At 66.2% G+C, this 22,961-nt stretch carries 20 protein-coding genes; 11 read left to right on the top strand and 9 right to left on the bottom strand.

Features of this window, described 5'->3' with window-relative positions; translation table 11 throughout:
• Positions 1-207: 207 nt before the first annotated feature.
• Positions 208-1,830 carry a thiamine pyrophosphate-dependent enzyme gene (locus EPO50_RS18575; RefSeq protein ID WP_296346494.1) on the bottom strand — a complete coding sequence of 541 codons (1,623 nt, stop codon included), beginning with the start codon at positions 1,828-1,830 and terminating at the stop codon, positions 208-210.
• A gap of 52 nt (positions 1,831-1,882) precedes the next feature.
• On the opposite strand from EPO50_RS18575, the gene EPO50_RS18570 reads away from it, so the two are divergent.
• The gene (locus EPO50_RS18570; protein WP_296346493.1) at positions 1,883-2,491 is read left to right on the top strand and encodes an ElyC/SanA/YdcF family protein; all 609 of its coding nucleotides are present in this window, start codon (positions 1,883-1,885) and stop codon (positions 2,489-2,491) included.
• 22 nt (positions 2,492-2,513) lie between these two features.
• Here EPO50_RS18570 and EPO50_RS18565 read toward each other — a convergent pair whose 3' ends face one another.
• The 3 genes from EPO50_RS18565 to EPO50_RS18555 all read right to left on the bottom strand — a co-directional run bounded on the left by EPO50_RS18565 (position 2,514) and on the right by EPO50_RS18555 (position 5,605).
• A complete protein-coding gene (locus EPO50_RS18565) occupies positions 2,514-3,350 on the bottom strand; it encodes an EamA family transporter (RefSeq protein WP_296346492.1) in 837 nt (278 codons plus the stop codon).
• A 20-nt stretch (positions 3,351-3,370) separates the two neighbouring features.
• The gene (locus EPO50_RS18560; protein ID WP_296346491.1) at positions 3,371-3,934 is read right to left on the bottom strand and encodes a helix-turn-helix domain-containing protein; all 564 of its coding nucleotides are present in this window, start codon (positions 3,932-3,934) and stop codon (positions 3,371-3,373) included.
• 99 nt (positions 3,935-4,033) lie between these two features.
• The gene (locus EPO50_RS18555) at positions 4,034-5,605 is read right to left on the bottom strand and encodes a serine hydrolase (protein ID WP_296346490.1); all 1,572 of its coding nucleotides are present in this window, start codon (positions 5,603-5,605) and stop codon (positions 4,034-4,036) included.
• Positions 5,606-5,679: 74 nt separating this feature from the next.
• On the opposite strand from EPO50_RS18555, the gene EPO50_RS18550 reads away from it, so the two are divergent.
• From EPO50_RS18550 to EPO50_RS18540, 3 genes are all read left to right on the top strand, one after another.
• The gene (locus EPO50_RS18550; protein ID WP_296346489.1) at positions 5,680-6,036 is read left to right on the top strand and encodes a hypothetical protein; all 357 of its coding nucleotides are present in this window, start codon (positions 5,680-5,682) and stop codon (positions 6,034-6,036) included.
• Positions 6,037-6,354: 318 nt separating this feature from the next.
• Positions 6,355-7,392: a histidine kinase dimerization/phosphoacceptor domain -containing protein gene (locus EPO50_RS18545; RefSeq protein WP_296346488.1), complete on the top strand. Its 1,038-nt coding sequence runs from the start codon at positions 6,355-6,357 to the stop codon at positions 7,390-7,392.
• Positions 7,393-7,493: 101 nt separating this feature from the next.
• The gene (locus tag EPO50_RS18540) at positions 7,494-8,060 is read left to right on the top strand and encodes a chemotaxis protein CheB (RefSeq protein WP_296346487.1); all 567 of its coding nucleotides are present in this window, start codon (positions 7,494-7,496) and stop codon (positions 8,058-8,060) included.
• Between the two features lie 19 nt (positions 8,061-8,079).
• On the opposite strand, the gene EPO50_RS18535 is transcribed toward EPO50_RS18540, so the two are convergent.
• From EPO50_RS18535 to EPO50_RS18520, 4 genes are all read right to left on the bottom strand, one after another.
• Entirely contained in the window at positions 8,080-9,258 is a 1,179-nt protein-coding gene (locus EPO50_RS18535) for an MFS transporter (RefSeq protein ID WP_296346486.1), read from the bottom strand.
• Between the two features lie 166 nt (positions 9,259-9,424).
• The gene (locus tag EPO50_RS18530; RefSeq protein WP_296346485.1) at positions 9,425-11,314 is read right to left on the bottom strand and encodes a family 16 glycosylhydrolase; all 1,890 of its coding nucleotides are present in this window, start codon (positions 11,312-11,314) and stop codon (positions 9,425-9,427) included.
• Positions 11,315-11,599: 285 nt separating this feature from the next.
• Positions 11,600-13,513, bottom strand: coding sequence for a family 16 glycosylhydrolase (locus EPO50_RS18525; protein WP_296346484.1), 1,914 nt, complete (start codon positions 13,511-13,513; stop codon positions 11,600-11,602).
• A gap of 156 nt (positions 13,514-13,669) precedes the next feature.
• Positions 13,670-13,825: a DUF3309 family protein gene (locus EPO50_RS18520; RefSeq protein ID WP_296346483.1), complete on the bottom strand. Its 156-nt coding sequence runs from the start codon at positions 13,823-13,825 to the stop codon at positions 13,670-13,672.
• A 350-nt stretch (positions 13,826-14,175) separates the two neighbouring features.
• Between EPO50_RS18520 and EPO50_RS18515 the strand changes: the two genes are divergently transcribed.
• Positions 14,176-15,912, top strand: a complete 1,737-nt coding sequence (locus EPO50_RS18515; protein WP_296346482.1) for a PAS domain S-box protein — start codon at positions 14,176-14,178, stop codon at positions 15,910-15,912.
• A 21-nt stretch (positions 15,913-15,933) separates the two neighbouring features.
• On the opposite strand, the gene EPO50_RS18510 is transcribed toward EPO50_RS18515, so the two are convergent.
• Positions 15,934-17,565 carry an arylsulfatase gene (locus tag EPO50_RS18510; RefSeq protein WP_296346481.1) on the bottom strand — a complete coding sequence of 544 codons (1,632 nt, stop codon included), beginning with the start codon at positions 17,563-17,565 and terminating at the stop codon, positions 15,934-15,936.
• A 173-nt stretch (positions 17,566-17,738) separates the two neighbouring features.
• Here EPO50_RS18510 and EPO50_RS18505 point away from each other — a divergent pair, with 173 nt between their 5' ends.
• The 6 genes from EPO50_RS18505 to EPO50_RS18480 all read left to right on the top strand — a co-directional run bounded on the left by EPO50_RS18505 (position 17,739) and on the right by EPO50_RS18480 (position 22,864).
• A complete protein-coding gene (locus EPO50_RS18505; protein ID WP_296346480.1) occupies positions 17,739-18,179 on the top strand; it encodes an ester cyclase in 441 nt (146 codons plus the stop codon).
• A gap of 149 nt (positions 18,180-18,328) precedes the next feature.
• Positions 18,329-18,607, top strand: coding sequence for a hypothetical protein (locus tag EPO50_RS18500; RefSeq protein WP_296346479.1), 279 nt, complete (start codon positions 18,329-18,331; stop codon positions 18,605-18,607).
• Positions 18,608-18,692: 85 nt separating this feature from the next.
• Positions 18,693-19,088, top strand: coding sequence for a hypothetical protein (locus EPO50_RS18495; protein WP_296346478.1), 396 nt, complete (start codon positions 18,693-18,695; stop codon positions 19,086-19,088).
• A 67-nt stretch (positions 19,089-19,155) separates the two neighbouring features.
• Entirely contained in the window at positions 19,156-21,681 is a 2,526-nt protein-coding gene (locus EPO50_RS18490; protein ID WP_296346477.1) for a protein kinase, read from the top strand.
• Positions 21,682-21,878: 197 nt separating this feature from the next.
• A complete protein-coding gene (locus EPO50_RS18485) occupies positions 21,879-22,520 on the top strand; it encodes a hydrolase (RefSeq protein ID WP_296346476.1) in 642 nt (213 codons plus the stop codon).
• Positions 22,521-22,567: 47 nt separating this feature from the next.
• Positions 22,568-22,864, top strand: coding sequence for a putative quinol monooxygenase (locus EPO50_RS18480; protein ID WP_296346475.1), 297 nt, complete (start codon positions 22,568-22,570; stop codon positions 22,862-22,864).
• Positions 22,865-22,961: the final 97 nt, after the last annotated feature.

Genomic DNA, 22,961 nt, shown 5'->3' with positions numbered 1-22,961 from the left:
GAGGCCCGGGACGAATGCGGGGCTGGTGATCGGGACGGCCTCAGACACTAGTTGGGCTGGAACGTGGCGGAAACGCGCGTGTCAAAGATGTGCCCGGCGGAGGAATTGCACGCCACCGGCACTCGGATTGCGAGAAGAAAGTCAGCCAGCCTTTGCAAAAAGCTACAAGGACAATTGTGGGCTAACCATTGGCTAAACCATTGATACTCAACGAACGCGGGGCATCATGATGAGGTCCCACGGGCTCGGCACGTCGCCGTGCGGGACCCAGACCAGGGCGGGAGCGTTCAGCGCAAAGGCCTTGTGCAGGGCGTCTTCGAGCTGCTTGGCGTCGATGGCCTTGAACGAGGCGATGCCGAAGGAGTCGGCGAGCTTGGCGAAGTCGGGGTTGTGCAGGTCCGAGGCGATGAGGCGGTTGCCGTAGCGCTCCTGCTGGATGCGCTTCACGTTGCCGAAGGCGCCGTTGTCGAACACGACGACCACGACGGCAAGATTGTGCCGCGCCGCGGTCGCGAGTTCGCCGACCTGGTACATGAAGCCGCCGTCGCCGGCGATCGCCAGCACCTTCCGGTCGGGCATCGCGGCCTTGGCGCCGAGCGCCGTGCCGAAGCCCCAGCCGAGATTGTCCTGGTAGCCGGGCGAGAGGAACGTGCGCGGCTTCTCGATCGGCAACGCCACGCGCGAGGCGAAGCCCATCTGCGAGACCTCGTCGACGAAGATACCGTCCTCGGGCAGCGCGTTGCGGATGGCGCGCAGGAACGAGACCTGCGGCTCCAGCCGCGACAGGCGCTCGGCCAGCCATGCACGGTGACCGTTCAGTTCCTCGGCGCGCGAGGGCCGCTTGCGGTTGTGTTTGGCCAGCGCCGCAATGAGGGCGCGCAACTGGTGCGCGGCATCGCCCACGAGCGCAACGTCGGGCTTGCGGAAACGGTCGGGCTCGTCGGGATCGATGTCGATCCGCACCACCTTGAGCTTGTCGTCGATGCCCCAGTTGCCGTTCTGGATGAAGAAGCGCGTGCCGACCGCCAGCACGGCGTCGGCGTCCTTCCACAGGCGATGGCCGACCGGCATGTCGACGGCCAGTCGATGCGAGGAGGGGATGACGCCGCGGCCGCGCCGATAGGACGAGACCGGCGCTTCCAGCATCTCGGCGATATGGATCACCTCGGCGCTGGCATCGAGCGCGCCGCCGCCGAGTACGAGGATCGGCCGCTCGGCATTGCCGAGGATCTTTGCCGCCGCCTCGATCGCCTCGTCGTCGACCACCTGTGGCGGCAACGGCAGCGGCGCGTCGGGCAGGGCCACTTCGCTGCGCTTGGCCCAGGTGTCGAGCGCGCATTCCAGCGCCACGGGACGTGGCCGGCCCGAGGTCGCCTGCCAGATCGCCTGGCTGACGAGGGTCGGCGCTTCCTGCGGCCCGCGGATGCGCTCCGCCCACTTGGTGATGTGGCGCATCAGGCCGAGTTGGTCGTGGATCTCGTGCAGATGGCCGTGGCCCTTGTCGATGTCGGCCTGCGGGATCTGGCCGATGAGGCCGATCACCGGCGCATTCATGCCGTAGGCCGTGAGCATCGCGGCACCGGCGTTCAACAGGCCGGGGCCGGGCACGACGCCGAAGGCCTGCGGCTTGCCGGTGGCGAGGGCCGCGCCCAGCGCCATGTAGGCCGCGGTCTGTTCGTGGCGCGGATGGATCACCCTCAGGCGATCGGCTGCGTGGTAGAAGGCGTCGAACAGCGGGTCCTGGTGCAGGCCGGGCAGGGCATAGACCGTATCGAGGCCGTGGCGGAGAAGGGTTTCGACCGTGGCTTCGGCGGTGCTGAGGCGGGGCATCAACTCTCTCTGTGAACGTGGAGGAAGCGACTAAAGCGATGGACACTTAGGCATGGCGACGCGGCTGTTACTCTACGCACTCCTGGCCGCGGGCGCGGCAGCGTTGATCCTGGTGCTGCTGGCCTGGGCGGCAGAACGCCGGCTCGACCGGCTGTCGGCACCTTACATCAGCGACGATCCCGCGCGCCTGCCCGATGTCGAATTTGCCCTGGTCCTCGGTGCCGCGCCGATCGGCCCCGAAGGCGGGCCCAACCGCTATCTCGTCTATCGCCTCGATGCCGCAGCCGCGCTGTGGCATGCGGGCAAGGTGAAGAGGCTGCTGGTGAGTGGCGACAAGCGGCCACCGGATTATGATGAGCCGGCGGCGATGGAAGCCGGATTGATCAAGAGAGGCGTGCCGGCGAGCGCGATCGTGCGCGACGAGCTGGGCGTGCGCACCCTGGCGTCGGTGCAGCGCGCGGAGGCGGAGTTCGGGCAGAAGCGGATGATCATCGTCTCGCAGCGCTTCCACCTCTCCCGCGCGATCTTCCTCGCGCGCGAGCGCGACATCGAAGCGTGGGGCTTCGAGGCGCGCGACGTGGCGCGGGCCTACAGCATCTTCACCGAACTGCGCCGCTACCCCTCGGCGCTGCGCGCCTACTTCGACGTCTGGGCCGATTAGCGGGAGTCGCGCGCCCGCGGCGTCACCCCAGCCGCAGCAACGGCACCGCCGCCGCGGCCAGCAACACGGCGGCGAGGCGCGTGCGGGTGAGCGGTTCGCGCAGCCATATGACGGCGATCAGGATGGCGAAGACGGCACTGGTGTCGCGCAGCGCGGCGGCGGGCGCGACGGGCGCGTGGTTCCACACCCAGAGGATCAGGAGATAGGAGACCATCGACGCCACCGCGACCGGCGTCGCGTAGAGCCACTGGCCTTTCATCTGCTGCCACACGGGACCGTTGCGGCGCTGGCGCCAGCACATCGCTAAGGCGTTGCAAATCGAGGCGACGAAGCCGTAGGCGAGCGGCGAGCCCGAAGCGCGCACGCCCTGCGCATCGCAGAGGATGTAGGCTGCGGTGCCGAGGCCGGCGAGCGCCGCCCAGCCGATGGCGCGCAGCACCAGGCCGTGGCCGCGCGAGGCGTCCCACGCCAGAACGCCGAGCGACACGGCGATGATGGCGATGCCGGCAAATGCGCCCCAGCCCACGAGATGGCCGGTGACCAGCGCGGCGAGTGGTACGACGAACAGTACGGCCAGCGCACGGACCACAGGATAGACGATGCCGAAGCCGCCCAGTTCGTAGGCGCGCAGGAGAGCGTTCACCGTCACGAGGTTGAGCAGCGCCGAGCCCGCGATCCACGGCCAGGCGCCCAGCGCCGGCAAGCCGGTCCAGAAGAGCAGCGGCGCCACGAGGATGGCGCCCAGCACCATCTGCGCCATCATCGCCTGTGCGGGATTGCGGTTGGCCTTCACCGCGGCGTTCCAGCCGGCATGCAGCAGCGCGCTCAACAGCGCGGCGGCGACGTCGATGAGAGTCATGGGCATCGTCAGCGTCGGGATCAGCGCGGCAACGAGACGATCACCACGGCATAGCGCGCGGGCTTCGCGGTCGGGTTGTGATAGGTGATCGGCCGGTCGAGTTCGAGCGCGAGGCAGTCGCCGACGCTGAGCGTGTGGCGCACCTTGCCGAGCGTGACCTCTATCGTGCCTTGCAACACCCAGATCTGCTGATGCGTCGCCGTCTGCCGCGCACCGCTCTCATAGGCCACGCGCGCGCCGGCGGGAAACGACACCTCGACGAGCTGGATGGGCGAGGGGAAGCCCGGCGGCGAGACGTTGCGCCGGAGATAGCCCGACGCCGGATCGCGCCATTCCTGCTGCGCCGCACGGCGCGACACCGGATCGGCGGGTGCGGCCGCTGCGGGCGCATCGAACAGCGAGGCCAGCATCACGCCCAGCCCCGTTGCCAGCCGCTCCAGCACGACGGCCGTCGGACTGGTCTCGCCGCGCTCGATCAGCGAGATCATCGACCGGCTGACCCCGCACGCCTCCGCCAACGCCTCGAGCGACAGCCCACGCTCCGCCCGCAATTCCCGTACACGGGCAGCGATGCGATCATTCACTGAGGAGGCGTTAGCGGAAGAGGGCATTGGCGTCGTCCAATATAATGGACGACTCATCGCTTATATTGGATAGTCGAGTCAACCGGCGCGATGTCGCCCTTACCTCGCGTCGGTCCGCGTCAGTCTTCCCAGTCCATACTGGTTGAGGTCCTCGATCGTGACCTCGGCGGCCTTGCCGTCGGGGCCGATCAGGAAGCTCACGCCGATCCGCGCCTTGGGCGCTTCCGTCATGGGGCTGTAGACGAAGACGTCGCGATTGAAGTGGGTGAGCGGGAAGCGTTTGCCGGTCGGCCCGAGCAGCAGGAAGAGCGATCCGCCGGACTCCATGACCTTGGCGTCGCCGACATAATCGTTGCCGTAGTCCCCGAGGTAGGCCGCGACCGGCAACGCTGCCGCCGGCGACGCCGGTGGCGTCGCGTAGGCGAGGCTCGGCTTCATCATCTCCTTGTAGCCGGCCTCGAAGGCCTCGTTTGCCGGGGCCACCCAGTCGCGCGTCGGCGCGCCCTTGAAGACCAGGTCGAAGAAGGTCGCGACGATCCCCTCGGGCACGCCGGTCGGAAAGGCATTCGCCAGGACGGCGATGGCGAGCTGCTCGCCCGGGATCAGGTGCACCAGCGTCCGCGCGCCCGCGCTGAACGCGCCAGCATGATTCCATTCGACGCCGTGCTCGCGATAATTGATGGCCCAGCCGTAGCCGTAGAAGCTCGCGGCACCGGTCTTCGGATCGATGCCGCGCACGATGGCGGGAACATGCGCGCGCTGTAGCGCCGCCTTGTCGATCAGTTGGCGGCCATCGTGTTGGCCATCGGCCAGCAACAGGCGCAGCCATTGCGCGATGTCGCGCGCGTTCGAGCTTGCACCGCCGGCGGGCGCCTGCGCATCGGCATTGCGCCGCGTGAAGGACGCCCAGTTGCCGTCGACCGGCACATGCAAAGAGGCGCGGTTGGGGCGGCTCTCGAAATCGCGATAGCGCGAGCTGGTCAATTTCATGCCGAGCGGCTTGTAGAGCTTCTCCTCGGCCGCTTCGTCCCAGCCCATGCCCGAGAACCGTGCGGCCGCGACGGCGCCTTCGGTCAGGCCGAAATTGCTGTACGAGTAGCCGTTGCGAAAGCTGTACTCGGGTTTCGCGAGTCGCAGCCGGTGCAGGATCTCGCCCTGGGAGAAGCCCAGCTCCTCGATGTCGTCGCCGACATGGCCCGGCAGTCCGCTGCGGTGGGCGAACAGGTCGCCGACCGTGACGGCCGCCGACGCCAGCTCGTCCTGAAGCGCAAAGCCCGGATCGATGTCGCGGATGCGACTGTCCCACGAGACCTTGCCGTCGCTGACCAGCGCCGACACGACGGTCGAGGAGAGAGGCTTGGAGAGCGAGGCGAGCTGGAACACCGTGTCGGCGTCGACCGGTTCGGGCTTGCCGACCTGGCGCAGGCCGAAGCCGTGGAGGAAGACGACCTCGTCGCGATGGACCACGGCGATCGAGAGCCCGGGCACGAGCTTTTTGTCGATGATCTGCCGCGCGAAGGCTTCGAGCTTGGGCAGCGCCGCCGCGACCTTCTCCCTGGTCGCGGTCTGCGCCAGGACAGGTGAGGAAGCCAGCGGAACCAGCGGAGCCAGCGGGGCAGCGAGCACCGCTGCGGCGCCGGCAAGAAGGGTCCGCCTGGAGGATTTACGCATGGATCGGCCGTCCTTCCGTTCTGAAATCGTACCGTCAGGAGCGGCCAATCGGTAACGTGATCGTGCGAACGCCTGTGACGAGAGCGCCCCTGACAGGAGGCGATCCTGCAGGTATTTTCGACGCCGTGATCGCTTTCGTCACCCGAATCGTTTCGATGCTCGCCCTCGTGGCGGCGGTGCTGTGGGTCGCTCTGCCGGCCGCCGTCGTCGCGTCAGCGAACGCGGCGCATGCCGAGGGCGAGGCCTGTCCATGCTGTGAAGGGCAGGCGACGCCGGCAAGCATCGTCGCGTGTCCGAGTTGCCCGGCCAGTACGCCCGACGACGGCGCGCTGCCTCTGCGATACATGACCGTTACGGCCGCGTGGCTCGGCCTGTCGGCCACGTCGGCCACCGGCATCGATCCGGCACCCGCGGAACCCCCTCCGCGCTGATCACTCTCCGTCGTCGAAATTTTCTCAAATCAAAGGAGAACACAATGTTGCGTACACTTCTCTCGACGCTCGTCCTGCTGTTCGCTTTCGGAACAGCTGCGCACGCCTCACAGCCCTGCTGTGACGGCGGCCCGTGCTGCGAAGACGCGATGCCCTGCTGCGACGAGTAACATCGACTGACAACCACGACGGACGCCCGCCCCGAAAGGGGCGGGCGTTTCTTTTTGAGGGGGAGCACGGGGGCTGCAACGCTTTCCCGCGTACGATTTTGAACTGGCCCCTCATTGGCCCGCCCACTTTTCCCGGCTAGGGTGGCACATGGCCGACATCGACACGTTTGCGGGCATCGCCGATGCGCGTACGCTCGCACAGGCGATGGTCGACTCGGTCATCGATCCCCTCGTCGTGCTCGACGCGGATTTGCGCGTCATCACGGCAAGCCGGTCGTTCTATCTCGCCTTCGGCGTCGATCGCCAGGCCACCCAGGGCAGGATGTTCTACGAGCTGGGTGGCGGTGAATGGGACAGTCCGGAGCTTCGCGTCCTGCTCGAAAAGATTCTGCCGGAAAAAGGAATGCTCGACGGGTTCGAGGTCCATCGCGAATTCCCGGGCCTTGGCCTGCGGACCATGATTCTTGCGGCTCGGGAGGTCCGCTACGAGAATGGCGGACCACGATCGCTGCTCCTGCACATCCACGACATCACGGACCGACGTGTGCTCGAGAGACAGGTCGCGGACCTGCTCGAACAGAAAGGCCTCCTGCTGAAGGAGTTGCAGCACCGTGTCGCCAACAGTCTGGCGATCATCGCCAGCATCCTGATGCTGAAGGCGAGGTCGGCGCAAAACGACGAAACCCGTCAGCACATGACCGACGCGCACGACCGCATTCTGTCTCTGGCTGCCGTACAGGGCCATCTCTATGCGCCCGGCCGGACCGGATCGGTCGATGTGGCTCCCTATCTCGAGAAGCTCTGCGGCGCTCTGGCAAAGTCGATGACCAGCAAGGAAAGCGGCGTCGTGATCGAGGTTATCGCCAGCGAAGGCGCGTTCAGTTCCAGTCATGCCGTGAGCCTCGGCCTCATCGTCACCGAACTCGTGATCAATGCCCTGAAGCATGCTTTTCCGCCCTCATTGAACGGCGGACGGATCGTCGTGAATTACCAGATGAAAGAGGCCGCCTGGGCACTCACCGTTTCCGACAATGGCACCGGTCTCGTCGAAAAGCCTCCGCCGGGGGGACGTTCGCGATCCGGGCTGGGGACCAGCATCGTCGATGCGCTGGCGCACCAGCTCAGCGCGACCGTTTCGACATCGACGGGACTGAACGGCACCACGGTTACCATCCGGCGCACCTGACCTGTAAGCCGATCAGCAACCGCACCTCTCGGGTGACGTTGCCGCCCTGTCCCATCCCGAGTGGAAGGTGCTGGTCGCAGGCGATGAATGAATTTCCAGTTGTGGTTATCGGTGCCTCCACGGGTGCGCTTGAGGCCGTGCGGCAGATCATAGAGCGTCTTCCGCCCGATTGCGGAGCAGGGGTCGCGCTGGTGATGCATGTCGGGGCGCATCCCAGCCATTTGGCGGACATCCTGAAGTGGTACGCCCCATTGCCCGTCAGCTTCGGCCAGGATGGGGAAACGTTCATGCCCGGGCACGTCTATATCGCGCCGTCGGATCTGCACATGAGACTGGTCCCGCCGGGCTGCATCCAGCTCGACCGAGGGGCCAAGCTCCACTTTACGCGCCCCGCCGTCGATCCCCTCTTTGCGTCGGCGGCGGCCACGTTCGGTCGACGCACGATCGGCATCATTCTGGGTGGCGAGGGAACCGATGGAGCAGAGGGGCTGAGGGCCATTCGAGCGCGTGGCGGCGTTGCGCTCGTTCAGGATCCCCGAGAAGCGGCGGTGCGCGAGATGCCCGAGGCGGCAATTGCCGGCGACGGCCCTGAAATCGTGCCGACAAGGCAGTTGGCCCGGCGTGTCGCCAGCTTCTGCTCCTCCTTTGCGGAGCGGCGGGGCGGCTGACCGGCGCGCGGTGCAGTGCCTATTCGCGCTGCCGGGCAGGAGCCTGGCGTCGCAGCGAGGCAATGCCGACGACCAGCGTAACGACCATCATCAGGCCGGTGACGACGATCAGTGTCAGGGACAGGGAGACGACGGTCAGGACCGCGCTGGCGAAGATGACGCCGACGGCGTTGGCGGTGCGCAGCAGGGCAAACACTTCCGCACGTCGCTGCGGCGGCGCCAGCGTGTCCAGGATCAGCGAGTAATACGTCGCCAACGGCGCGAGGACCGAGCCGATGAGGACGGCGCCGACGACGGTTGTCGCGACGGACAGGTTGAGGGCGACGAGAGCCGACCCGATCGACATGATCGAGAGTTGAGCCAGCACGATTTTCCGCGTCGCCATGCGGTTCCGTATGCTGACCCATATGCCGCCGGCCACCGAGGCCAGGCACAGCGGAACGGTGAACAGGATTGCGAGCGCCGGCTCGTATCCGAAGTTCAACGCCAGCGCGACGGCGCCGATCTCGATGGACGCGACGGTGGCGCCTCCCGCGGCCGCACACATCAGCCACAGCAGGAGGGAACGGTTGAGAAGGGAGCCGCTGGCACCGCGCACGGCGTCGAGGTGGGACGAACCCGTGCCTGGCACCAGCAACGCCGGCAGCGCGCCTATTGCCGCTAGGGCCAGGACACCGAAGGCGGGCGAGATCGTGCCCAACCCCGACGCCATGACCGGCGCCAGCACGAAGGTCGTCTCGTTGAGCGTCGCGGCGATGCCGAGGGCACGGGGCATCCGCGACGCCGACGCCAGGTGGTTGAGGATGGCGCGCAGATAGCCGGACGCCGCGCCGTTCACCAATCCCGCAACGGCCGCAAGGGCGACGAGCCAGATGAAGGGGGCTTCGTAGGCGGCGAGCAAGGCAACGGAGGCCAGCGCCACCGTGCGAACGGCGATCAGCAGCCTGAGGAACGTCGCCAAAGGAAAACGCGCGCCGAGCCGGGCGATCGGGATGGCGCCGACCACCTGGGCCAGCGTCATCGCCAGCATCATCGCGGCGCCGCCACGCGTGTCACCGGTGACGCTCAGCGCGACGAGCGAGAAGGCGATGGGCCCTGCCGCCTGTGGCACGCCCAGCGTGGCGGACGAGACGAACCAGCGCAGCAGCGGCCCACGGCGGGAAGGCGCGTCGGCAGGGGGAGTGTGATTGCTGGTCATCCTCGGTCCAGGTGCTCTGCCGCAGCCGGGACTGTCGGGCGGACCCACCATGGAACGGATTCGAGGCGCCCGGCAACGAACAAGTGCCGTAACGAAAAACGCCCGCCCCTTGTGAGGGGGCGGGCGCTTCTTCGTTGGTTAAGGCCGAATGGGACGGCCGGAAGACCTAGGCGGCGAGCAGGAAGTCGTCGGTGTTGGTCTTGATGCTGATGATGATGTCCTGGAAGTCGTTGTCGCCGGTGGCGGCCGGCAGATCCTCGAAGCCGATCAGCAGTTCCTTGCCGCCGGCGGAGGTACCGGAGAGGACCTGCAGCGCGTCGTTCGGATTGAGCGTCGACAGCGAGTGGAAGATGGAAGCGCCGGTGAGCGTTCCCAGCGTCGCACTTTGCAGGATCGGCGTGTTACCGTCGTCGACGTCGAACGGCGTTCCCATACCCGGCGTCACGAACGACAGGTTGTCCGGCAGGGCGCCGAACTTGCTGAAGCCGTTCTGGATCAGGAAGAAGGCGACGCGTTCGCCGGCCGCCGGTGTGCCGAGATCGACGGTGCGGGCGCCCGATGCCACGTTCATCGTGTTGTTGAACAGGATGTTGACGTCGCCGATCGTGCCGTCGGCGGCGATCTTGTAGTAGCCGAGCGTGTTGGCGTAGGTGGACGCGGCGGACTTCAGTTCCGCCGAGAAGCCGACCGTGCCGTCGCCGGTCAGGAACGGCTCGTTGGCGATGCCGTTGATCTTCGCCGTGTCGACCCGCGCGCCTTCCGACAGGGTCGGCAGGAAGTTCTGGAAGGTCAGCAGCGTGTTGGCGTCGGGGCCGGTGCCACGCGCCACCGTCATGAAGTCGCCGCCGGAGTGATTGCCTTCGACCTGGAAGGTCGTGCCGCCGATGGTGACGGCACTGCCGCCCGTGCCCGGCGCGACGGCGACGTCGCCGCGTCCGACCAGCGCGCCCATGATCTGGATCGCATCGTTGGCGCTAAAACCGGTCATCGTGTCGCCGTGCAGGTCGGCCAAGGTGTCGCGAATCGTGTCCGCACCGTCGAGGGTGTGGAAGCGGTCCGCGCCGGCGCCGCCACTCAGGATGTTGCTGCCCGTGCCGCCGTAGAGCGCGTCGTCGCCGGCCTCGCCGCGCAGCGTGTCGTTGCCTGCGTTGCCCGCGACCACGTCGTTGCCGCCGCTGGCGTCGATCACGTCGTCGCCCGCCCCGCCATCGAGGGCTTCGGCCGCCGCGGTGCCCAGCATGTTGTTGTGAGCGCCGTCACCGACCAGGGTCGCCAGCCGTTCGACCTTCACGTAGTCGACATCAAAATAGTAGCTCTTGTTCTGGGCCGCGTTGGGCGCGATCAGCAGGCTCGGATCGGTGATGTTCGGCCCGGTCGGATCGCCAGGGTTCTTGCCCCACGGCCCGCCGTTCGGCGGATCGGTCTGCGGCGCACCCCACAAATTGATATGAAGCTGCTGCGGCTTGGTCGGGACGTGCGTCGTCTCCTCGCGGATCAGCTTGCCGTCGACGAACCAGCGCACCACCGAGGGCAGCCATTCGAAGCGGTAGACATGGTCGATCGCCAGCCCGCCATCCACGGCGAAGGAGAGTGGCGTGCCGCTCTTCTGATGCTGGAAGACGTTGGTCGAGATCTTCGCCATCTGGGTGGTGATGATCTCGAAGTCGATCTCGTCGTGCGGCTCGTGCGGGGCGCTCGGCGGAAACTTCTCGTAGGAGAAGAACCCGGCGATCATGCCGCCCTGGTTACCGTCGAACTTGAACTTGCCTTCGAAGGCAAGGCCGCCGCCGGTGAGGTCCCACGCCTGGTTGGTCTTGGCTTCCGACCCGTAATAGGAGTCGGGCTTGCCCGGCGGCGGGTTGTAGGTGTCCATCTTGATGCGGGCCATGCCGTTTTCGGCAGACGGCAGGTTCTGCCGCATCTGGGTCTGGCCGAGATAGGACGGGTTGTTGTCCTTGGTCCAGTGGTTGAAGTCCCAGTTGGCGGAGTTGAGCGGCCCGTTGACCGAGAAATCGTCCTGGAACAGAACGGCCGATGCAGCAAGCGGTGAGGACATTCGTTTCTACCTTCTCTCAGATCGGCACGCCCGCAAGCGCCGGCGGCGATAAAGTCTCCCCAGTGAGCCGACTAATGTCTCGGTAAGGTTGTTCGTCAATCCTGCCGAGTGGAAAATGGCGGAATTCTTTGTCCTTTCCACGCTTCGCCGGATCGCGGTCGGGCGCCCGATCCGGCGACGCAAACGGCAGTCCTGCGCCAGCACCCGCTTCAACCGAAAACGCCCGCCCCTTGTGAGGGGCGGGCGCTTCTTCGTTGGCTGAGGCCGATCGGACGGCCAGATGACCTAGGCGGCGAGCAGGAAGTCGTCGGTGTTGGTCTTGATGCTGATGACGATGTCCTGGAAGTCGTTGTCGCCGGTGGCGGCCGGCAGATCCTCGAAGCCGATCAGCAGTTCCTTGCCACCCGCGGACGTGCCGGAGAGGACCTGCAGCGCGTCGTTCGGATTGAGCGTCGACAGCGAGTGGAAGATGGTCGCGCCGTTGAGCAGGCCCAGGGTGGCGCTGCTGAGGACCGGCGGAACGCCGAGATCGACGTCGGACGGCGTCCCCGTACCTGGCGTCACGAACGACAGGTTGTCCGGCAGGGCGCCGAACTTGCTGAAGCCGTTCTGGATCAGGAAGAAGGCGACGCGCTCGCCATCGGCTGGCGTGCCGAGATCGACGGTGCGGGCGCCCGACGCCACGTTCATCGTGTTGTTGAACAGGATGTTGACGTCGCCGATCGTGCCGTCGGCGGCGATCTTGTAGTAGCCCAGCGTGTTGGCGTAGGCCGACGCGGCCGACTTCAGTTCCGCCGTGTAGCCGACCGCGCCGTCGCCGGTCAGGAACGGCTCGTTGGCGATGCCATTGATCTTCGCCGAGTCGACCCGTGCGCCTTCCGCCAGGGTCGGCAGAAAGTTCTGGAAGGTCAGCAGCGTGTTGGCGTCGGGGCCGGTGCCGCGCGCCACCGTCATGAAGTCGCCGCCGGACTGATCACCTTCCATCTGGAAGGTCGTGCCGCCGATGGTGACGGAGCTGCCGCCCGTGCCGCCCGCGCCCGGCGTGACGACGACGTCGCCGCGTCCGACCAGCGCGCCCTGGATGTGCACCGCATCGTTGGCGCCGAAGGCGGCGAACGTGTCGCCGTGAAGGTCGGCCAGGGTGTCGCGCACCGTGTCCGCGCCGTCGCCGCTGTGGAACCGGTCGGCGCCGGCGCCGCCGCTCAGGATGTTGGTGCCCGTGCCGCCATAGAGCGAGTCGTCGCCGACGCCGCCCTTGAGCGTATCGTTGCCTGCGCCGCCCGCGACCGTGTCGTGGCCTTCGCCGCCGTCGAGCGTATCGTCGCCGGCCGCGCCGTCGAGGGCTTCGCTGGCCGCGCTGCCGAGCAGGTTGTTGTGCCCGCTGTCACCGAGGTGCGTCGCCAGCCGTTCGACCTTCACGTAGTCGACGTCGAAATAGTAGCTCTTGTTCTCTGCCGGGGTGTGCGCGATCAGCAAGGTCGGATCGGTGATGTTCGGTCCGCCCGGATCGCCGGGGTTGGGACCCCACGGGCCGCCATTGGGGCCGCCGGCCTGCGGCGCGCCCCACAGGTTGATGTGGAGCTGCTGCGGCTTGGTCGGGACGTTCTCCGTTGTCTCGCGGATCAGTTTGCCGTCGACGTACCAGCGCACCACCGAGGGTAGCCACTCGAAGCGATAGACGTGGTCGATCGCCAGCCCGCCGTCCACCGGCTTCGACTCCGGTGTGCCGGATGCCTGATGCTTGAAGATGTTGGTCGAGATCTTCTGCATCTGGGTGGTGATGATCTCGAAGTCGATTTCGTCGTGCATCTCGTGCCCGACGCCCGGCGCGAACTTCTCGTAGCTGAAGAACCCGGCGATCATGCCGCCCTGGTTGCCCTCGAACTTGAACTTGCCCTCGAAGGCGAGGCCGCCGCCGGTCAGGTCCCACGCCTGGTTGGTGATGGCCTCCGAACCGTAATAGGAATTGGACGGGGCATTCGGGTTATCCGGCGGGGGCGGGGTGTAGGTGTCCATCTTGATGCGGGCCATGCCATTTTCGGCAGAGGGCAGGTTCTGCCGCATCTGGGTCTGGCCGAGAAAGGACGAGTTGTTGTTCTGGGTCCAGTGGTTGAAGTCCCAGTTGGCGGAGTTGAGCGGTCCGTTCGTCGAAAAGTCATCTTGGAACAGGACGGCCGACGCAGTGAGCGGTGACGACATCTGCTTCTTCCTTGATTAACGCGCACGATGGGAGTGCGGCAGCGGAGGCTTAACCAAGGGGAAGCAGTCCGTCAGCTTCCACGACTGGAAGGGGCTGGAATTCTCTGTCTTTTCCGGAAAACGAGAGGGTTATTCGGGCCAAAAACGCTCGGACGGTCAGATTCGCCCCATCAGCAGCAGGATGATGATGATGATGAGAACGATGCCGATGCCGCCGCTGGGGTAGTAGCCCCAAGCTCTGCTGTGCGGCCATGTCGGCAGGGCGCCAACCAGGATCAGGATCAAGATGATCAGCAGGATGGTTCCCAACATGTCCAGGCTCCGTCATTGAGGCCCCGGGAGGGGGGCCCCGGGGGAAGGGATCAGCTCCTGACAAACGGCGCCATTGCTTTATCGTTCCCCTCCAAACCGAAGGCTTTTTCTACCGTTGGGAGGGAACGAATGGCCTTTGTGCTGCCCGCTCGCCGGCGCCCGGCGGTCTGGCGAATGTCATGTTCAATCGGAACGCGAACGGGGCTCCTTGCGTTGTGTGTTGCGGCACCGCAAGGTGCGAAGGCTGGCACTCTCAATCACGAGCGCGCCGAGGCCCATGGGCCCCGGCGAGCCCCCGGGAGCGAACGGGAGGCAGGATGAAAGGTTTCATTGACGCTCGGAGTCTTGTGATGCTGCCGCCTCTTCCAGAGGAACAACTGCTCGATCTTCCGTCGAGTCTGCTCGACCTGCTGCCGGTCGGTGTCTGCGTCTGCGATATCGAAGGAAATATCATCCGCTGCAATCGTGCGGCCGAGGCGCTGTGGGGCCGCAAGCCGACGCGGGCCGAGGGCGCGATGGCGAAGGTGCTGGCGAACGGCATTGCCGTACGCAACAGCGGGACCGTCGTCGAGCGGCCGGACGGCACGCGCGTCGTCGTGGCGATGACAGTCGATCCCTTGAGGGACCCGGCGGGGCAGCTCGTCGGCGCCGTCGCGTGCCTGAGCGACGTCACGCCGGATGGCGCCCTTCCACCGGTGATCGGGCAACAGACGTCCGATCCGCTCCCCTATCTACCTCCCGACCTGCTCGACGCACTTCCCGTGGCGGTCTACACGACCGACGCCGCGGGCACGATCACCTATTACAACCAGGCCGCGGCCGACCTCTGGGGCTGCCGTCCGGCGCTGGGCGAGAGCACCTTCTGCGGATCGTGGAAGCTCTATTGGCCCGACGGCACGCCGCTGCTGCACGATCAATGCCCGATGGCGGTTGCGCTGCGCGAGCGCCGCACCGTTCGCAATGTCGAAGCCGTCGCCGAGCGGCCCGACGGCAGCCGGGTTCCGTTCATCCCGTTCCCGACGCCGTTGTACGACCGGTCCGGCGTCCTCGTCGGGGCGGTCAATGTCCTGGTCGATATCAGCGACCACAAGCGCTCGTCGCGGCTGCTCACGGCCATCGTCGATTCTTCCGACGATGCTATCGTCACCAAGAATCTCGACGGCATCATCACGAGCTGGAACGGTGGCGCGGAGCGGCTGTTCGGCTACACGGCGGCCGAAGCCATCGGACAGCACATCACTCTGTTGATCCCGGCCGATCGCCTCGACGAAGAGACCGGCATCCTCGCCCGCTTGCGCACGGGCGAGCGCATCGATCACTTCGAAACCGTGCGCCAGCACAAGGACGGAAGCCCGATCGACATCTCGCTCACGGTATCGCCGATAAAGAGCGAGAACGGCGTCGTCATCGGCGCCTCGAAGATCGCCCGCAACATCACCGAGCGGCGCCAGGCGCTGGAACGGCAGCGGCTGCTGTTGCGGGAAATGAACCATCGGGTGAAAAACCTGTTCGCGCTGGCAGGCGGCGTCGTGATGCTGAGCGCGCGCTCGACGCAATCGGTCCAGGAGCTGGCATCGGCGGTGAACGATCGCCTCGCCGCGCTGGCGCGCGCCCAGTCGCTCACCCTGCCGGACTTGACCGCCGAGGGCGGCCTGACCGAGCGCACGGCCACGCTGCATGACCTGCTCCGGACGATCCTGTCGCCCTACGAGACGCGGGATGCCGCCCGCCCGCGCCTGGCGATCGAGGGAATCGATCTGGCGCTGAGCGGCGGTTCCGTCACCTCCTTCGCGCTGCTCTTCAACGAGTTCGCGACCAACGCGGCAAAGTACGGGAGCCTGTCGACGCCGGACGGCACGGTGGCCATCGTTTGCAGCGAACGGGAGAACATGGTCCACATCCGGTGGACCGAACGCGGTGGCCCGCCGATCGACGCGGTCGGCAAGGAGCGGGGCTTCGGCAGCATCCTCGTCGAGGCGACCGTGGCCCAGTTGGGCGGCGAGATTTCCCGCGAGTGGGACACTCCGGGCCTCACCATCAAGCTTTCCGCCGCCCGCGACCGCTGCGTCGCCCCGCCGCCCGTCTGATTCGTAGATCCCGACCGGCCGTCAGCGCGGCCGCAGGTTCTCGACGTCCTTCAGCCGCTTCAGCGCCTGCTGTTGCTGCAGCAAGTGGTAGTTGATGCCCGAGGCGTTGAGCGTGCTGCCGAGCTGGAAGGGATACTGGTCGAAGTCGGCGAAGAACTCCTTGATCTTCGCCTGGATGGGCACGAGCAGCCACATCTGGCGGCCAACGAACTCCATGGCGCCGGCACCTTCCTTCATGCCGCGCTCGTAAGGGTCCATGCGCAGGTTGGTGATCAGCGCCCAGGACGGCACTTCGCGTAACGCCGTCGCGATGTTGCCTTCCGAGGCAACGGCGAAGCTCACCTTCCAGTCGTTCCAGCGGATGGCGTTCAGGTTGCCACCCTGGTCGAAGTAGTAGATCGCGTCGCGCGGCCCGGCCTTTGCCTCGCCCTTGAGGAACGGCACGAAGTTGTAGCCGTCGAGATGGACCTTGAAGGTCTTGCCGCCCGCGGCGTAGCCCGCCTTCATCTTGTCCTTGATGTTGGGCTCGCCCGCCGCCGCGGCGAGGGTGGGGAACCAGTCGAGCAGGGAGATGATGTCGTTTACCTGCGTGCCCGGCTTCACGACGCCGGGCCAGCGCACCATCATCGGAATGCGGAAGCCGCCTTCCCAGGTCGTGCCTTTCTCGCCGTGGAACATCGTCATCGCGCCGTCCGGCCACAACGCGATCTCCGCGCCGTTGTCGGTGGTGTAGAGCACGATGGTGTTGTCGGCGATCTTGAGATCGTCGAGCTGCTTCAGGAGCTCGCCCACCATCGCGTCGTGCTCGGCCATACCGTCGGCATGGATGCCCATGCCGGTCTTGCCCTGCGATTCCTTCTTGAGGTGGGTGAAGACGTGCATGCGCGTCGAGTTGAACCAGACGAAGAACGGCTTGTCGGCCTTGACCTGCCGGTCGATGAAATCCTTGGCGGCGCCGAGGAATTCCTCGTCGACGGTTTCCATGCGCTTGGTGTTGAGCGGCCCGGTGTCCTGGATCTTGCCGTCGGCCGAAGTCTTCAGCACGCCGCGCGGGCCGAACTTCTTCCGGAACTCCGGATCCTTCGGGTAGAAGTAGCCTTCCGGCTCCTCCTCGGCATTGAGGTGATAGAGGTTGCCGAAGAACTCGTCGAAGCCGTGCGCCGTCGGCAGGTGCTTGTCCTGGTCGCCGAGATGGTTCTTGCCGAACTGACCGGTGGCATAGCCCTGCACCTTCATCACGTTGGCGATGGTCGGCATCCAGTCCGCGATGCCGTGCGGATCGCCCGGCATGCCGATGGTGAGCAGGCCGGTGCGGAACGGCTCCTGTCCCAGGATGAACGAGGCGCGGCCGGCGGTGCAGCTTTGCTGGCCGTAGGCATCGGTGAAGATCGCGCCTTCACTCGCAATGCGATCGATGTTGGGCGTGCGGTAGCCCATCAGGCCCATCGTGTAGGCGCTGATCTGCGGGATGCCGATATCGTCGCCAAAGATGACGAGGATGTTGGGCTTCTTGCCCGGCGTTGGAGTGGGGGCGGCCTGCTGCGCCTGCGCCAACTGGATCGGCCGGCCGAGCGTCGCCACCGCGAGTGCCGACAACGCCGTGCCGCCAAGAAGCATGCCGCGCCGTCCCGCTTTCGCAGGCGCGTCTTTCATCGTTTTGTCATTTGAGGTGTCGTGGTCCCGATCAGACGCCATTGATGTCTCCCTGGGCTGGAACGAACGGCACGAGAATAACCGGACGAGATCACACTTCAACAGCGTGCTTCGCATAGGTCAGCGCCTGCGGGTATGATCGCGAACAAACGATAAATGGGGAGGCGCAGGGAATGGCCGCGAGTTCAGCAGGCGAAGCCGCCAAGGCGATCATCCGCCGCAATACCGAAGAGGTCCAAGGGCAGGGCAACTGGAAGCTGTTCGACGAACTCTTCGCCGACGACTTCTACGATCACACACCGCAGCCCGGCGGGACCCGCGACAAGGCGGGCGTGCTCGTTCTCTACAAGCGGCTGCGCGAAACCTTTCCTGACTTCACGCCGGAAATCCATTGGCAGTGCGTCGATGGCGACGTCGTCACGACCTTCAAGACCTATCACGGCACCCAGAAAGGGAACTTCCTCGGCGTTCCCGCAACCGGGAAAAAAGTCGCTTTCGAGACAGTCGACGCCATGCGCGTCCGCGACGGCAAGATCGTAGAGCACTGGGGCGTCGCCAACCTCTATTCAGTCATGCAGCAGCTCGGCGCGGTTCCACCTCTTCCGACGGTCTGAAGAGCGAGTTCCTGGCGCTCCCCTCTGTCGACTGCTGCCAGCGCCTGTCTGCAGAGCAAATTCAGATTGTGCATTTTTCGAGCGGGCGTCCTTGCCAGCCGCAGCCAAAGGTGATCAAGCTGTGACGCAGAGCGGGAAAGGATACTCCCATGAGACGAAGCCTCATTGCACCGCTTAGCCCACACGAAGAAGTCGCGTTGCGTCGCATAGCACTCGGTCTCACGCCGACGCACGAGCTGTCCGCGCGAGCCATCGTGCGACTGAAGAACCTCGCACTGATCGAGGACTCAGAGGCTGGATTGCGGCTCACGGATGTTGGCCGGCAGCGCTACAGGACGTTGCCCGGTGCCATGCCTGCCGAGCTTCCCGTTGCACAAGAGCAGCTCGCGCGGGCTTTGGCGCGCTACGTCGAGGAAGCAAAGAACTAGATCGGACGTTGCGGAAACCGGCGCAGCGAAATCGCGAGTCGGTCGCGCGTTTACACGAGGCCCGGGCTGACTTAGGTCAATCACCGTGGCGCTCCACTGGATCTTCGATTCGCAACGGCTCCTTGTTACGCACACGGCGGAAGGCGACTTCACGCACGCGGACCTCATGGCCTATATCGACGCGGTCGAAGGCGCGAAGGTCCTGAGCTGGCGCAAGCTCTTCGACGCGAGCAACGCACGGCTCGCCATGACCGAAGACGAGCTGATGTCGGCCGGCGCGCGCATCCGTGGCACCCATGCGAGTGCTCCTTCAGGGCCGATAGCGGTGATCCTGCCACACGAGGATGCCGGCCCGTTCATGCGCTTCCTCGGGTTCCTGTCGGCGGCGGAGCGTCCCATGCGCCTGTTCCGCGAACTCGAGCCGGCCCGTCGATGGATCGAAGCGATGCCATCCGCCTTGCAGGAAGAGCGTCCAGCCTGAAGTCGTCGATGGCGGCACGCCGACACACTGGACCTCACTCCGGGTTCTAGAGTATTCGCCTTGGCTGGTGTCTCCCGTGCGCGTGCGCCGGGATGTGTGGGTAGGGCAGTCAGGCGTCATGGTGGAGCAGAAGTCCGACGGGGCAGAGAATGCGTCGGATGCCGATATCGTTGCATTGAAACCGGGCACCAGGATCGGGCGACACGAGGTGCTCGCTGTCCTGGGGCAGGGTGGTTTCGGCATCACCTATCGCGCGAGCGACAGCCAGCTCCACCGCGATGTCGCGATCAAGGAATATCTGCCGACCTTGCTGGCCTATCGTTCCGGCGGCACGACGGTGCTGCCGCGCTCGACCAAGGTCGCGGAGGATTTCGCCTGGGGGCGCGACCGCTTCGTCGCCGAGGGCCGGACCCTGGCCAGCCTCCACCATGCGCCGGGCATCGTGCGGGTCTTCGACTTCCTGGAGATCAACGGCACCGCCTACATCGTCATGGAGATGCTGCGCGGCGACACGCTCGAGGGCCGCATCAAGTCGGGGCCGCCGCTCGATGGCGCTGCCGTCGAACGCATCCTGCACACGCTGCTCGACGGGCTGGAGCAGGTGCATGACGCGGGCTTCCTCCATCGCGACATCAAGCCGGCCAACATCCTGCTCGACGCCAAGGGCAATCCGACGCTGATCGACTTCGGCGCGTCGCGTGCGGCGATGACCGGGCGGACGATCGCGATGACGGCGATCTTCACACCGGGCTATGCGGCGGGCGAGCAGATGACCTCGGCCAAGCAGGGGCCGTGGACCGACATCTACGGCCTCTCCGCCACGCTCTACCACGCGATCATCGGCGAGCCGCCGCCCAATGCCTTCGATCGCATGCTGGACGACGAGTACAAGCCGCTGGCGCGCCTCGCGCCGCCGGGTTTTCCGCCGGGCCTGATCGCGGGCATCGACGCCGGGCTCGCCGTGCGCGCGTCCGACCGGCCGCAGTCGATCGCAGGCTGGCGGGCGCTGCTCTCGATGTCGGCCTCCGACTCGACGGACGCCACGCAGCTCTCTTCCTCGCGCACGATCGACCCCGACGCGACGATGCTGGCCCGTACGCCCACCGTATTACCGACGGCGTCGTCCACCTTGTCGTCGACGGTGCAGTCGGCGCCGCCCTCTCCGTCACGGAAGAGTCGCGCGCCGCTTTATGTCGGCGTCGCCGCCGCGGTGCTGCTGCTGGCGGGTGGCGGCTACCTTGGCCTGTCACCGTCCGAGCCTAAGTCGGCCGCGGCGCCGCAGGCGGTCGTGCTGCAGGACCTGAAGGTCGAAGACCTCGAACGTGCGCTGGCCGAGCGGCGCGCTGCCGATGCGGCCGCCGCGGAGAAGCGGCGGCTCGAAGAGGAGGCGCAACGCAAAGCCGAAGCCGACGCCGCCGCCAAGCAGGCCGCTGACGCCGAACTGGTAAAGGCCGAGGCCGCGCGCAAGTCGGCCGAGGAGGAACTCGCGCGTCTCAAGGCCGAGATCGAGGTGCGCCGGCAGGAGGCGCAGAACGAGGCGCGGCGGGCCGAAGCCGAGGCGGCGCAACGCAAGGCCGAGGCGGAGATGGCCGCCCTTCGCCAGGCCGAAGAGGATGCGCGCCGCAAGGCGACGGTGGAGGCCGAGACCAAGCGCCTGGCCGACGAAGCGCTCGTGAAGGCCCAGGCTGAGCGCCGGAAGACGGAAGAAGAGGCGCAGAAGAAAGCCGCGGCCGAAGCGAAGGAAAAGGCCGACGCCAGCGCCAAGCAGATCGCCGAGGCGGAGGCGCAGGAGAAGGCAAAGGCCCAGGCACAGGCAAAGGCGGATGCCGACGCCAAGGCGAAGGCCGATGCGGAGGCCGCGGCCAAGAAGACCGCCGAAGCAGCGGAGGCGGGGCTGCGGCTCGGCGTTCCCGAACGCCAGCGGGTGCAGGTCGCGCTGACGTCGCTGGGCTTCGACACGCGCGGCAACGACGGCGCGCTGGGGCCGCGCAGCCGCGAGATGATCGCCGCCTGGCAGAAGGCGCGGAACCGGCCGGCGACCGGCTTCCTCGACGGCGCACAGCACGAAGCGCTGGCGCGCGAGGCGTCGGCGGCGCTACAGAAGTACGACGCCGACCAGAGGAAAGAGGTGGAGCAGAAGAAGAAGGCCGAGGACGACAAGAAGGCCGCCGAAGATGCCGCCAAGACGAAGGCAGCGGCGACGACGCCATCGCCTGTCGCGCCGAGTCCGCCGGCATCGAATCCTTCCGCGCCGGGAACGCCCGCGGGCGAGCTGCGCTGGACCGGCACGTTCAAGTGCGACCTGTGGCAGGGCTCCGGCATTCCGATCACGCTCGCGCCGGTGAACGGTCAGGTCTCCCAGACCTTCCCCGGCCGCGGCGGCACGGTGGTGACGATCAACATGTCGGGCAACCGGGTTTCCGGCACGGTGAGCTGGCGGCCGCAGAGCGGGGACAAGACGATGAGCGGTTCGTTCTCCGCCACCATCTCCGGCAACAGCATCACCACCACGACCATGTCGCGCGCCGACTTCAAGGGCGGCGTCGGCCCCAGCGAAAGCCTCTGCACGCTCACCCTGTCGAGGGCTGGCTAAAGCTCCCGTCCGGCCGCCTCGGGCGCTCGTAAAGACCTGCCCGCGTGACATGTTCGGCGGCGGGGAACATCGGTTTCGAAAAAGACGAACACCAGGGTCGGCAGGAAGCGCCTAGGGTGGTGCTTGCCCGGCGCGAGATTTGGCTTCGCCCGGAGTGCACGAGATTCGTTTCCAATCAAATTCAAAGGAGACAGAGCATGGCGAGCGAACCTATTCGCGATCCCGTCAAGGATCGCCTGCTGACACCGAAGAATTCGGCATTCGTCATCATCGACTACCAGCCCGTTCAGGTGAACTCGATTGCCTCGATGGACCGGCAGCTTCTGGTCAACAACATCGTCGGCGCGTCCAGGGCGGCCGTCGTCTATGACCTGCCGATCGTCCATTCGACGGTGAACGTGAAGACGGGCCTGAACAAGCCGCCGATCCCGCAGATCCAGAAGGCGCTCAAGGGGGTTCCGACCATCGACCGCACCACCATCAATTCCTGGGAGGATGTCGAGTTCAAGGCCGCTGTCGAGAAGACCGGGCGCAAGAAGCTGATCATGACCGCGCTCTGGACCGAAGCCTGTCTGACCTTCCCGGCGATCGATGCGCTGGCCGAGGGCTACGAGGTCTATGTCGTCGCGGACGCGGTTGGCGGCACTTCGCTCGCGGCACATGAAGCCGCGCTCCGCCGCATCGAACAGGCCGGCGGCAAGATGATCAGCGTCCCCCAGCTCTTCTGCGAACTGCAGCGCGACTGGGCCCGCAAGGAAACGGTGCCGGGCTTCATGTCGCTGTTCATCGAAACCGGCGGCACGGCGGGAATCCAGTTCTCGTACGACAAGACGGAGTGAGGAGCGACGCCCGAAGGAACGACCGGGCCACCGACAGGAGCTGGCAAATGAGCGAGCTGTTCATGGTCGTCTCCCTTCGCGCGAAGAAGGGAAAAGAGGAAGAGCTACGGCGTGATCTGATCGCCGTGGTCGAGCCGTCGCGCAAAGACGAGGGCAATCTGCGTTACGAGCTCTTCGTCGACGAGGACAATCCGGGGCACTTCGTCTTCGTGGAGCACTGGGCATCGGCCGATGCACAGCACAAGCATCACACCCAGGGGCCGCACATCCAGCACTTCCATGCGCATGGCGCCGGGAACGTGGAAGCCATCGACTCCGTGCTCAAGCTCAATCGCATTGCGTGAGGAAGGCCCGAAGCCTGTTCGACGATCGCGAACAGGAGGTTCGACCGAACGGCGGTTCCGGGTGAAGAGGCCGGCAGTAGAGTGCGCCGCGCCTCTC

The organism is Reyranella sp. (assembly GCF_004297405.1).
In the GTDB taxonomy this organism is placed as follows: Bacteria; Pseudomonadota; Alphaproteobacteria; order Reyranellales; family Reyranellaceae; genus Reyranella.
Note: the sequence above shows the minus strand (reverse complement) of the source record. Positions and strands in the feature narration are given on the sequence as shown.